Here is a 12,225-nt window from a genome sequence, read left to right on the forward strand (position 1 = left end):
GATTATGAGTGACACCAATTTCTCCCCGCGCGAGATCGTTGCCGAGCTCGATCGCTACATTGTCGGCCAGCATGACGCGAAGCGCGCCGTCGCTGTGGCGCTGCGCAATCGCTGGCGCCGGCAGCAGCTGCCCGATGACCTCCGCGCCGAGGTGACGCCCAAGAACATCCTGATGATCGGGCCGACCGGCGTCGGCAAGACCGAGATCAGTCGCCGGCTGGCCAAGCTCGCCCAGGCGCCGTTCATCAAGGTCGAAGCCACCAAGTTCACCGAAGTCGGCTATGTCGGCCGCGATGTCGAGCAGATCATCCGCGACCTGGTCGAGGCCGGCATTTCGCTGCTGCGCGACAAGAAGCGCGGCGAGGTGCAGGCGCAGGCTCACCACAATGCCGAAGAGCGGGTGCTCGACGCACTGGTCGGCTCGTCCGCCTCGCCGTCGACCCGCGACAGCTTCCGCCAGAAGCTCCGCACCAACGAGCTCGACGACAAGGAAATCGAGATCGAGATGCAGCCGACGGGCAATCCGGGCGGCTTCGACATCCCCGGCATGCCGGGCGCCAATATCGGCGTGATCAACATCCAGGACATGCTCGGCAAGGCTTTTGGCGGCCGCGGCGTGAAGCGCAAGGTCAAGGTCAGGGACGCGCATCAGCCGCTCCTCGCCGAGGAGGCCGACAAGCTGCTCGACCAGGACCAGCTCAACAAGGAAGCGGTGGATCTCGTCGAGAACCACGGCATCGCCTTCATCGACGAGATCGACAAGATCGTGAACCGCGAAGGCGGCTACGGTGGTGGCGTCTCCCGCGAGGGCGTACAGCGCGACCTGCTGCCGTTGATCGAAGGCACCACGGTCTCCACCAAGTACGGACCGGTGAAAACCGACCACATCCTGTTCATCGCCTCGGGCGCGTTCCACGTCGCAAAACCCTCGGACCTGCTGCCCGAGCTGCAGGGCCGCCTGCCGATCCGCGTCGAGCTCAAGGCGTTGACCCGGCAGGACCTGATCGGCATCCTCAACGACACCGATGCCAGCCTCATCAAGCAGTACGTGGCGCTGATGAAGACCGAGGGCCTGACCCTCGACTTCACCCCGGACGCGATCGAAGCGATCGCCGACGCGGCAGTGCAGGTGAACTCGACGGTCGAAAATATCGGCGCCCGCCGGCTCGCCACCATCCTCGAGCGGCTGGTCGAGGACATCTCGTTCGACGCCCCGGACAAGGCCGGCGAGACGATCCGCATCGACGCCGCCTATGTGCAGGACCGCATCGGCAAGATGGCCGCCGACACCGACCTCAGCCGCTTCGTGCTGTAAGGCAACAGAACGACGAATTGAGAAGGCCGGGAGCGATCCCGGCCTTTGCTATTCTGCTGCGGTGGTGCCGCCGAACTGTGCGCCGTGCAGCCGCGCATAGGCGCCCGCCCTGCCGATCAGCTCGGCATGCGTCCCCTGCTCGACGATACCCTCGCTGCTCACCACCACGATACGATCGGCATTGCGGATGGTGGCGAGCCGGTGCGCCACGACGAGCGTCGTGCGCCCCTCCGACAGTGCGGCGAGCGCCTGCTGAATGGCGTACTCGGTCGCGGTGTCCAGCGCCGAGGTCGCTTCGTCGAGAATGAGGATCGGCGGGTTCTTCAAGAAGATGCGCGCGATGGCGAGCCGCTGCTTCTGGCCACCCGACAGCTTTACGCCACGCTCGCCGGTCGGCGTATCGAGCCCGTCCGGCAGTGACAGCACGAACTCGTCCAGCGCCGCGCGGCGCAGCGCGTCCATGACCTCCTCGTCGCTGGCGCCGAGGCGGCCATAGGCGACGTTCTCTCGAATGGTCGAGCCGAACAGAAATACATCCTGCTGCACGATGCCGATCTGGCCACGCAACGAGGCCTGGGTCATGTCGCGGATGTCGACGCCATCGATGCTGATGGCGCCGGCGGTGACATCATAGAAACGCGGCAGCAGCGAGCAGATGGTGGTCTTGCCGGCGCCGGACGGGCCGACAAAGGCCACGGTCTCGCCCGCGGCGATCGTGAGGTTCAGCCCGTCCAGCACCTTGTCCTTGGACGCCGGATCGCCCGAATAGGCAAAGCTCACATCCTTGTAAACGATGTCACCCTTGAGGCTCTCGACCGGCTTCGCCCCAGGCCGATCTGCAGTATCAGGCTCCGTGTCGATCAGCGTGGTGAACCTGCGGAACCCCGCGATGCCCTTGGGATAGCTCTCCAGTACCGAGGTGATCTTGTCGATCGGGCGGAAGAAGACGTTGACCAGCAGCAGGAAGCCGATGAAGCCGCCATAGCTCAGGTCGCCCTTGATGACGAACCAGGTGCCGGCGACCATCACCACCAGCTGCACGAATCGGGTGCTGAAATAGCTGAGCGTAATCGACGCCGTCATGATGGCGTAGGCGCTGAGCTTGGTGGCGCGATAGCCCTCGTTGTTCTTGGCGAACAGGCCGCGCTCATAGTCCTCGTTGGCGAAGGCCTTGACCACGCGGATGCCGCCGACGCTCTCCTGCACGCGGGTGTTGAAGTCGCCGACCTGGCGGAACAGCTGCTGCCAGGTGCGGGTCATGCGAGAGCCGTAGCGGCTCACCAGCCAGGTCATCAGCGGCACGATGATGGTGGTCATCAGCGCCAGCTGCCAGTGCACCGTGAACATCAGGATGAAGGCGCCGATGAAGGTCATCACCGCGATGAACAGGTCTTCCGGGCCATGGTGAGCAACCTCGCCCACCTCCTCGAGATCCTTGGTGACGTGGGTGATCAGCTGGCCGGTCTTGTTGTTGTCGAAATAACGGAAGCTGAGCTTCTGGATGTGATCGAAGGCCTGCCGGCGCATGTCGGTCTCGATCGAGATGCCGAGCGCATGGCCCCAATAGTTGACGATAGCGATGAGCGCGGTGTTGAGCGCGTACACCGCCAGCAGCAGCGCAGCCGTGCCGGCGATCAGCCCCCAGTTCTGGCCCGGCAACAAGTCGTCGACGAACAGCTTCACCGCCAGCGGGAAGCCCAGCTCAAGAACGCCGGCCAGTACGGCGCAGCCGAAATCGAGAAAGAACAGGTGCTTATAGGGTGCGTAATAGGCAAAGAACCGGCGCAGCATGAAACTCGTCCGAACAGGTCAGCAAATATCGGCTAGCGCATAGTCCGGTTGCCGGAGGCTGTCCACTCGCCGGTGTGTTCCACGTGAATCCGCGAAGTGGCAGCGGCGGTCAGGGCCGGCGGGCGTTGCTCGCAGTCTTGGCCGCGAGCGAGGGCTCCTGCTGCACGGCCGATTCCGCCATGGTGTCGAAGGCAAGGTGCAGCAGCTGGCGCACCGCCTGGCGACTCATCGGCTCCGAGATCAGGAAGCCCTGTGCTTCGGTGTAGCCGAGGAGCTGGACATCCTTCAGCTGTTCGGGGGTCTCGACCCCTTCGGCGGTGGTGACCATGCCCATGCGCTGGCCGATATCGGCGACCGATCGCATGATGATCTGGGCGCCCTGCCGGTTGTCCAGCGCGCCGACGAACGAGCCGTCGAGCTTGATCTTGTCGAACGGAAAAGCCAGCAGATAGCTCAGCGCCGAGTAGCCCGTGCCGAAGTCATCGAGCGCCACCTTGAGCCCGAGGGCGTGCAGCCGGTGCAGGGTATCGAGGTTCTGCTGGCTGTTCTCGAGGAACAGCGTCTCGGTGATCTCGATCTCCACCCGATCGGCGGCGAGGCCGCTGGCACGCAGCGCATCCATCACGACGCCGACCAGGTCGCCACGGCCGAACTGCACCGACGACACATTGACGGCAACGTGCATCCTTGCCGGCCAGCTGGCCGCCTCGGCGAAGGCCTGGCGGATGACCCATTCGCCGATCGGCACGATCAGCCCGAGTTCCTCTGCCAGCGGTATGAACTCAGCCGGCGGGATGATGCCCTCGGTCGGATGGCGCCAGCGCAGCAGTGCCTCGAAGCCGGCGATGGTCTGCGAGTCAAGGTTGAGGATGGGCTGGTAGAACAGTTCGAACTCCCCGTTGGCCAGGGCACGGCGGAGGTCGCGCTCGATGCGGCTGCTCTCGCTGAGCGTCCGCTGCAGGTCCGGCTCGAAGAAGCGGCATCCGCCGCGTCGTCCGCGCTTGATCGAGTAGAGCGCCAGGTCGCCGTTCCTCAGCAATTTGTCGGCGCTCTGGCCATCGCGCGGCGCCATGGCGACGCCGATGCTCACGCCGACCAGCACGGCGTGATCGTCGATATCGAACGGCCGGCGGATCGCCTCGAGAATCGACTTGGCCAGCACCAGCGCGCTTTCGGGGGTGCCGTCGGGGTGCAGCACGGCGAATTCGTCGCCACCCATGCGGCCGACGGTTCCGGCGTCTCCGACACACTCGCGCAGGCGAGCCGCCACCTGTTTCAGCAGCTTGTCGCCGGCGGCGTGACCCATCGAGTCGTTGATCGCCTTGAAGCCATCGAGATCGAGACAGAGCACCGCAAAGCTGCCGCCTGTCGGCAGTGTATCGATGGCCTGCCCGAGCAGCTGGTAGAGCAGGTTGCGGTTCGGCAGCTCGGTGAGCGAGTCGTGATAGGCCTGGTGCGTGAGCTCGGCCTGCATGTTGTGCAGCTCGGTGATGTCACGGTGCATGGTCACCCAGCCGCCATCGCCCATGGCGCGGTGGGTGACCGACAGCACCCGCCCATTGTTGAGATGGTGCGTCGTCGTCGAACTCACGCCGTCCGCCGCCGTCATCAGCCGCTCGCGCAGATAGGCGGCCGGATCGTGGCCGGCGGAGGTCCCGGCGGCGATGCGGGCCCTGAGGATCGAGACAAGCGAGGTGCCGACGCGGCCGAACCGGCGCGGCAGGTTGTAGATGTCGAGGTACTGCCGGTTGCAGACCACCAGCCGGCGCTGCCTGTCGAACATGGCGAGGCCCTGCGACATGTTCTCGAGCGCCGTGAGGAAGCGGGTGTTCTGGGTGCGCAGCTTCTTCTGGCTCTGGCGCAGCTGCGCGGTGCGGTTCTCGATCTCGGCCTCGAGCCCGACCTGGAACGCCGTCAGCTCACCCACCATGAGCTCGATCGATCGATCGGTGCGCGTGCGGTCCAGCTCGGCGTCGTCGTAGGCAGCCGTCACCAGCCGTTCGAGCGCCGCCAGGTCGACACGCCCGGCGGCGTCCGTCGATTTTTCCAGCTGCCGATCGAACAGCTTACGCAAATCAGGCCGCCTGCTCTGCCAGTACTGTTACCGTCATCGTCTGGTTATGCAGCTGGCAGAAGCCGGAGACCTCGTGCGGTGATATTTCGCCGTACGAATAGAAGCCGACCGGCACACAGCTCTTCGCCAACTCAGCGGTTGCCGCCTCGATCTCCTCGTCGATGCGCTGCCCCATCAGCAAACGACGGCCAATGCAGCTGACGAAGATGGCGGCGCTCTGTTCATCGGGCTCCGGATGCGCATTGAGCACGGCGCGCTGGGTCGCCTCCGCCGCACCGGCGCAGAGCCGGTTGAAGCTGCCGCGCATCAGCTGCGCCGACCAGTCCTCGGGCATGTCGCCCGCAAATGTCATCGAGCCCGACTCATGATCGACGGCAAGGATGGTGCGAACGACGCTGCGTTCGGGGTGTTTGGGATCGAAGATGCGCAGCGGGAACAGCAGCGCCGAGCCGGGCAGGTTCTGGCTCTCCTCCGGCCCGAGATAGAGCTTGTAGAGATCGAGCGCCGGCTTGCCGTCGACCTCGTACAGCACATTGCCGTCGGAGCGGGTGATCTGGCGCATCGGCCCGAACACATCCCAGCCGCCGGCGCTGCCGTGACCGATGCGGATGGCATCGCCGTAGAAACCAACCGCTGCAATGGTGTTGGGCGCCGGAGGGCTATCACAACCCACGAGGGTCTGGGCAAAATCAGCGCCGTCACCGGCAAGGCCGCCGCTGACCGGCACGTCGCGCCCGACTTCGCTGACGACGCCTTCAACCAGCGCGCTACCATTGACGTGCAATCCGTCCGACAGGATGAACACGCCGGCCAGGCGGTCGCCCTTGAGCGCAGCGCCGATGGCGGCGCCGGTGGCGCGGGAGTCGCTAGAGCCCTTTATCTCGGCGCGGGCGACGCGCAGGTCGGTCGCCGCGAAGTCCAGTGCCAGGGCGCAGGCAGTGTCGTCGCTGACGTCGAGGCCGGCGAGTTGCCCGCCGGTCGAGCACCCCAGCAGGTGCGCGTCGGGAAAGCGGGATCGCAAACTGTCGTAAAGCTCGCCGTCGGCGAGCATCTGGCGCGTGCCGAAATAGAAGACCAGACCAGCCCGGTCGAGAGACGCACCTGCCTCCGACCATTGGGACTGCTTGTCCCAGAACAGTTGCGAGGCGCGCATACCACCTTCTCCCAACATCCAGCAGATGGTGACGATTGTGTGGACCAAACCTTAACGTTTCGCCGCAAGACCTGCGTTAGTTTGTCTCCAAGGCTGCTACTCCAACTACTTAGTGCCGATCAGCATGCCCGTAAACTATACCGCGCGCCACTTTTCAGAGCGCGAATGTCACCGTGGCCACACGCACCCGAATAGGCGTCGCCTACTTCACTCGGCGGGCGACTTCGGTACTGAGATAAGCCAGATCTTCCGGCGCCAACTTGGCAATATCGCGGGCTAGGCGGTTGGAGAGTTCGGTGGCCTCGGGGGGCATTCCGGCAGTGTCGATGGTGATCCTGGGGTCGCTCATCTCCGCAAGGCGCTGCAGCTCCTCGGCGTCGTCCCAGATGACGTTGAAATAGGCGATGATCTTTTGCATCAGCGCGAAGGTCGGCTTGCCGCGGCGGCCATGTTCGAGGGCGCTGAGATAGGCGCTGGAAACGCGCAGCGCCTTGGCCATGTCCTTCAGCGTCACGCCGCGTTCGTCACGCATCTGGCGAAGCTTCAGCCCGAGTGGAGTCATCGATAATCCCGCTCCCGTCGTAACCGCACGTAGAAGGCACCATCGCCGCCATGGCCTTGCGCCGCCGTATCCCAGCCCGCGACCAGCGGCGCGAGGTTTGGCGCGCTGAGCCATACCGGCAGCATGGCGCGAAGCACCCCGCGTTCGACGATCACCGCTGCGTCGTCGCCGAGCTTCTTCAGCCCCTTGCCGGTGATCACCAGCAAGGTTCGATCGCCGCGCGCTGCCCGAGCCTGGATGAAGCGGGTGAGCGCTGCGTGCGCCTCAACCTGGCGCATGCCATGCAGGTCGATCGTCCCATCGATCTCTTCGCGCCCCCGCTGCAGCCGCTGCTTCAGGTTGGGTTCGATCCCGGCGCGCGGCTGCTTGGCCGGCCGGCCGTCGGATTGATATGCCGGCATGGCCGGCAGCAGGCGGTGGCGCTTGGGCGGCGGCGGAGTAGGTATCGGCAGCGGCTCGGTGTCGAGGTTCACGATCGACCGCGGCGGCCGCAGCGGCGAAACCGTCTGCGACACCTCGAGCCAAAGGTGCCAGTCGGGGAGCTGGCCCTTTCCATCCGACCGGCGCTTGGCCATCGCATCGCCCCCGAGCGTGGCCTCTTATTCGAGCTGACTGGTGGCGACGAGCTTCCAGTTGGGATCGCGCGCCTTGGGGTTGCGCGCAAAAGTCCATTCGTCGGCGATGTTGGTGACCTGGTCGGCATTGCCTTCGAGCAGGTTGCCGTCCTTGTCGCGGGTGGCCGAGACCACTTCAGCGTGGAAGCGGATGGTGACGCTGGCGGCCCGCTTGTCCACTTCGGCTTCCGAAATCTCGACCTTGGGCAGCCCGACAAAGGTGAAGTCGATCTTGTGGCCGGCGGCCTCGCGATCTTTGATGACGCGCTCGAAGCCGTCATAGACGTCCTTTTCGAGCAGGTTCTTCAGGGTCTGGCGGTCCCCGGCGGCGAACGCCGTGACGATCATCTCGTAGGCGGACTTGGCGCCTTCCATGAAGCTCTTGGGCCCGAAGTTCGGGTCGGCGTCAGCGATCGCATTGAGGCCCGCTGCAACCTTGTCGTCGCCATGCGAGAACTGGGTGATCTCGGTCTCGAGCTTGCGCGCCGCGCGGGCCTGATCCTCGTCGGTCTCTGGAACCGGACGCGGGCGCATCTGCACCACCGTGTCGTCGCCGGCCTTCACCGGCGCCGCCTCACGCTGGCGCTCCAGCGGGGAACGCTCACGACCGGTACGGGTGCCGAGGACCTGACGCAGGCGGAACAGCACAACGATCGCCAGACCAATGACGATGAGCGTGGGGATATCGAAGAATTCATCCATCGGACGTGCTACTCGCGCCAGGGGAAAGGGGGCGTCCGGCTCGCGGAGCCAAAAATGTGACCTATATATAGGGAAACGCTCAGCCGGAAACCAGTTCACGTTTGGCTGAGGAGCCCGGCGGGGCCTTTATGACGCAGCGCTTTCGAAAGGGTTACCCATTGGGCCGCCTATTGTTCCTGATCTTTCTGCTGGTGCCGCTGGTCGAGATCGCGTTCTTCGTGGTGATCGGCAACGCCATCGGCTTGTGGCCGACGCTGGCGGGCGTAGTGGTGACGGCGATCATCGGTTCGCTGGTGATCCGCATGCAGGGACTGTCGCTGCTCAACGAGATCCGCTCGACGGTGGGGCGAGGGCAGTTGCCGGCGCGAGCATTGGCCGACGCGATGATGGTCGGGGTCGCGGGACTGCTGCTGCTGTTGCCGGGCTATTTCTCCGACCTCATCGGCATCCTGCTGCTGATCCCGCCGGTGCGCTCGGCAATCTACGCCTTTCTCAAGTCCCGGGTGACGGTCGTCACGTCGACCACCGGGGCCGGTCCCGGCTTTGCGCAACGGCGTGTCGACGATGGCACGATCGACCTCGATTCGGACGAGTGGCGGCCGCGCTGAAAGCCACCGCGCTTGTGGCTGAGTGCCAAAGGTGCTAGCCACCCGGCCGACCGAAAGCTCGAGGATTTTCGACTATGGCTGACCAGACCCCGCCCGAGGCCGCGCCGGCACCCGCGAACGCCAGCACGGCGCCCAGCTACAGCCTCGTCGGGCAGTACACCCGCGACCTGAGCTTCGAGAACCCGGGCGCGCCCGGTTCGGTGCTGTTGGGCGGTCCGAACCCCAACTTCACCGTCGGCATCAATGTCGGGGTGAAGAAGCAGGCCGACGATCTCTACGCCGTCGAAATCAACCTCAACGCCAAGGCCGAGCGCGACAAGACCGTGCTGTTCAACGTCGAGCTGGTCTATGGCGGCGTGTTCCGGGTGAGGAACGTGCCCGAGCAGCAGCTGCCGGCTCTGCTGATGGTCGAGTGCCCGCGAATGATCTTTCCGTTCGCCCGCCATGTGCTCGCCACCATCGTTCAGCTGGGCGGCTTCCCGCCGCTGATGATGGAGCCGGTGGATTTCAACGCGCTCTACATCCAGAACGTCCGCAACCTGCAGGCGCAGCAGGCTGCTCCGGGCACGCCGACGAACTAAGCGGGCCTACTCGGCCGCCGCGAGTTCGGTGGGATAATTGCTCCACAAGGCGTCGGCGCCGAGCGTGCCGACGAGCTTCAGGTGGGCGGCGAATTCGATGTCCGTCAGCCGCGACGGCAGCGGTACCGGCCGCTGGCGCGCCGGCACCATCGTTACGGTGATGCCGCTCTCGATATGCGTCTCGGCCACCAGTGCCAGCGCCACCTGCCGGCCGCCGATCAGCTCCAGATAGACATCGGCGAGGATCTCGCTGTCGAGCAGCGCGCCGTGCAGTACGCGCTTCGAGTTGTCGATGCCATAATGCTTGCAGAGCGCGTCGAGGCTGACGCGTGCGCCCGGATGGCGCTCGCGCGCCACCATCACCGTGTCGATCACCTCATTGGAGAGGCTGGGCTTGCCGAGCTTTTCGAGCTCGAAGTTGAGAAAGCCCATGTCGAACGGGGCATTGTGGATCACCAGCGTGCCATCGCCGATGAATTCGAGGAAGGCGTCGGCCTCGGCGCTGAACAGCGGCTTGTCGCGCAGGAACTCGGTCGACAGCCCATGCACCCGGAATGCTTCATCCGGCACGTCACGCTCGGGATTGAGATAGACGTGGAAATGCCGGCCGGTCGGGATGTGGTTGATCAGCTCGACGCAGCCGATTTCGACGATGCGGTCGCCCGTCACCGGCGACAGGCCGGTGGTTTCGGTATCGAGGACGATTTCGCGGCTCATTGGCGGGCTTTGGCTTCCTGACGCAGCCTCTGCACCAGGTCGGCAACCGATTGGCGGGTCGCTTCGATGGTGTCGGCGGTGTCGATTATGTAGGTGGCGCGTTTCACCTTTTCAGCCTGCGTTAGCTGACGGGCAAGGATGGCCTCAAGCTTTTCCACCGTCATCCCGGGACGAGCCAGGGCACGCCGGCGTTGCTCGGCCGCATCGACGATGGTGACGATGACGGCATCGAGCCCCCAATCGACGCCGTTCTCGAACAGCAGCGGAATATCGACCACCGCAATCGCTTCACCACGAGCTTCGGCATCGGCGAGGAACGACCTTATCCTCGCCCGCACCAGCGGATGCACGATGGCCTCGAGCTGCTGCAACCGCCCGGGATGGCCAACCAGATGCCGACTGAGCTTTTCGCGATCGATGACACCGTCCACCGTGACCCCGGGAAAAGCTGCCTCGACCGGCGCGACAGCCGCGCCGCGGTAAAGGTCATGCACCGCCTCGTCGGACGAAAAGGTCGAGATGCCGAGATCGGCGAAGGCCTTGAGCACCGTCGATTTGCCCGTCGCGATCGATCCGGTGAGCCCGAGCTTCAGCATCAGAGCGTCGCCTCGATCTTTGCTCGCAAGGCCTGGGTAACCTCCGGGCGGACGCCAAACCAGGCCTCGAAACCAGGAACGGCCTGATGCAGCAGCATGCCGAGCCCGTCGACGGTGCGGAGACCCAGGGCGCGGGCATCGGCCAGCAAGGGCGTAACGAGCGGGACGTAAACGATGTCGGTGACGAGCGTGTCGGGGCGGAGCTCTCCGAGGTCGAAATCCTCGAAGCGGCTGCCGTGCATGCCGACCGAGGTAGTGTTGATAATGAGACCAGCAAGCGGCGCTGCTTCGTTGACCTCGTCGAGCGCGCCGATGGTGATGTCGCCCCCCAGCTCGCTGGCGAGACGGTCGGCCGTGGCGCGTGTCCGGTTGAGCAGGATGATGGGTATGCTGCGGCTCTGCAGCGCAACGAGGATGGCCCGAGCGGCCCCGCCGGCACCGAGCACGAGGGCAACCTCGAGGTTCTGGTCCCATCCGGGTGCGTTCTGGTCGAGGTTGCCCAAAAAGCCCATGTAGTCGGTGTTAAAGCCGTGAATCTGGCCGTCCGACCGCCGCACCAACGTGTTAACCGCCCCTATCGTCGTCGCGAGTGGGTCGACGCTGTCGCAGAGGGCGAACACCGCCTCCTTGTGGGGTATGGTCACGTTGCCGCCGGCGAACTCGCCCTGGCGCAGGCGCTCGACGAAGGCCGGGAGCTCAGCGGGGGCGACGTCGATCGCCTCATAGCTGCCATCGATGCCATGCTCGGCGATCCAGCTGCCGTGGATCAGCGGCGAGCGGGAATGCTTGATCGGGTGGCCGATGACGAAGGCTTTTTTCACGTGAATCACTGAGCGAGGGTTTCAGGGGCATGCTGACGCAGCGCGGCCAGCAAGGGCAACAGCGGCAGCCCCAGAATGGTGAAATAGTCACCCTCGATCCGCTCGAACAGCCGGATCGACGGGCCCTCGAGCCGATAGCCACCGACCGAACCGAGCACTCCGGGCCCTTCGAGCGCGAGGACCGCGTCGCGTTCCACCGCATCGAAGCGGCGCATGGTGAGCGATGCCGTGTCCGTCGCGGACCAGAGCAGGCGGCCTCCGCGGGCCAGGGCGACACCGGCATGGAGGAAATGCGTGTGCCCTGCCAGCCGATCTAGCTGGTTCGCCGCGACGGCAAGGGTCTCGGGCTTGTGCAGAAGGTCCCCATCAAGCGCCAGCACCTGGTCCGCACCGATGACGACTGCCCCCTGCCGGGCCGTTGAAACCGCGATGGCCTTCGCCTCGGCCAGGTGACGCGCCACGGATCGAGCGTCGCCGCCTTTCCCCAGCACATCGGCTTCGAGCGCTCGCTCGTCGATTTGCGCTGGACTCGCTTCGAATCGGAGCCCAGTGCCCGCCAGTAGGGCCTTTCGCGCAGAACTCTGGGAGGCGAGGATCAACATGAACCGGGTTTTCCACACTGTCCTCATTCGCTCAAGGGCGGCGGCGGTGGACAACCGGCCGTCGCGGCGCAACGGCCGAGTTCTCCCCG

Annotated in this window: 13 protein-coding genes; 3 read left to right on the plus strand and 10 right to left on the minus strand. The window is 65.2% G+C overall.

The features are described from left to right. The first annotated feature begins 4 nt into the window (after positions 1-4). The gene (gene hslU / locus AC1DYL_RS19730; RefSeq protein WP_477174479.1) at positions 5-1,315 is read left to right on the plus strand and encodes an ATP-dependent protease ATPase subunit HslU; all 1,311 of its coding nucleotides are present in this window, start codon (positions 5-7) and stop codon (positions 1,313-1,315) included. Positions 1,316-1,363: 48 nt separating this feature from the next. On the opposite strand, the gene AC1DYL_RS19735 is transcribed toward hslU, so the two are convergent. From AC1DYL_RS19735 to AC1DYL_RS19760, 6 genes are all read right to left on the minus strand, one after another. After that, positions 1,364-3,106, minus strand: coding sequence for an ABC transporter ATP-binding protein (locus tag AC1DYL_RS19735; protein WP_477174480.1), 1,743 nt, complete (start codon positions 3,104-3,106; stop codon positions 1,364-1,366). A gap of 109 nt (positions 3,107-3,215) precedes the next feature. Beyond that, complete coding sequence (locus AC1DYL_RS19740; RefSeq protein ID WP_477174481.1) at positions 3,216-5,180, minus strand: putative bifunctional diguanylate cyclase/phosphodiesterase; 1,965 nt, start codon at positions 5,178-5,180, stop codon at positions 3,216-3,218. A gap of 1 nt (position 5,181) precedes the next feature. Further along, complete coding sequence (locus tag AC1DYL_RS19745; protein ID WP_477174482.1) at positions 5,182-6,333, minus strand: FIST signal transduction protein; 1,152 nt, start codon at positions 6,331-6,333, stop codon at positions 5,182-5,184. A gap of 202 nt (positions 6,334-6,535) precedes the next feature. Continuing rightward, on the minus strand, positions 6,536-6,895 hold the full coding sequence (locus AC1DYL_RS19750; RefSeq protein WP_477174483.1) for a helix-turn-helix domain-containing protein: 360 nt from the start codon (positions 6,893-6,895) through the stop codon (positions 6,536-6,538). After that, positions 6,892-7,470, minus strand: coding sequence for a Smr/MutS family protein (locus tag AC1DYL_RS19755; RefSeq protein ID WP_477174484.1), 579 nt, complete (start codon positions 7,468-7,470; stop codon positions 6,892-6,894). Before AC1DYL_RS19755 ends, AC1DYL_RS19750 begins: the two co-directional genes overlap by 4 nt. A 24-nt stretch (positions 7,471-7,494) precedes the next feature. Next, positions 7,495-8,211, minus strand: coding sequence for a Tim44/TimA family putative adaptor protein (locus AC1DYL_RS19760; RefSeq protein ID WP_477157398.1), 717 nt, complete (start codon positions 8,209-8,211; stop codon positions 7,495-7,497). A 158-nt stretch (positions 8,212-8,369) separates the two neighbouring features. Here AC1DYL_RS19760 and AC1DYL_RS19765 point away from each other — a divergent pair, with 158 nt between their 5' ends. Together AC1DYL_RS19765 and secB are read left to right on the plus strand one after the other, a co-directional pair. Further along, positions 8,370-8,819 carry an FxsA family protein gene (locus tag AC1DYL_RS19765; protein WP_477151833.1) on the plus strand — a complete coding sequence of 150 codons (450 nt, stop codon included), beginning with the start codon at positions 8,370-8,372 and terminating at the stop codon, positions 8,817-8,819. A 74-nt stretch (positions 8,820-8,893) separates the two neighbouring features. Further along, on the plus strand, positions 8,894-9,400 hold the full coding sequence (gene secB, locus AC1DYL_RS19770; protein WP_477174485.1) for a protein-export chaperone SecB: 507 nt from the start codon (positions 8,894-8,896) through the stop codon (positions 9,398-9,400). Positions 9,401-9,406: 6 nt separating this feature from the next. Here the strand turns inward: secB and dnaQ are convergent, their stop codons facing one another. From dnaQ to AC1DYL_RS19790, 4 genes are read right to left on the minus strand one after another with little or no spacing between them, the layout of a single operon-like run. After that, the gene (dnaQ, locus tag AC1DYL_RS19775; protein WP_477174486.1) at positions 9,407-10,117 is read right to left on the minus strand and encodes a DNA polymerase III subunit epsilon; all 711 of its coding nucleotides are present in this window, start codon (positions 10,115-10,117) and stop codon (positions 9,407-9,409) included. After that, on the minus strand, positions 10,114-10,713 hold the full coding sequence (coaE, locus tag AC1DYL_RS19780) for a dephospho-CoA kinase (protein WP_477174487.1): 600 nt from the start codon (positions 10,711-10,713) through the stop codon (positions 10,114-10,116). The genes dnaQ and coaE overlap by 4 nt, the downstream gene beginning before the upstream one ends. Beyond that, positions 10,713-11,534 (minus strand): shikimate dehydrogenase, encoded by an 822-nt coding sequence (locus AC1DYL_RS19785; protein ID WP_477174488.1) that lies wholly within the window; start codon positions 11,532-11,534, stop codon positions 10,713-10,715. Before AC1DYL_RS19785 ends, coaE begins: the two co-directional genes overlap by 1 nt. 5 nt (positions 11,535-11,539) lie before the next feature. After that, entirely contained in the window at positions 11,540-12,136 is a 597-nt protein-coding gene (locus AC1DYL_RS19790) for a Maf family protein (protein ID WP_477174489.1), read from the minus strand. Positions 12,137-12,225: the final 89 nt, after the last annotated feature.

The organism is Devosia sp. P1_H9 (assembly GCF_056405135.1).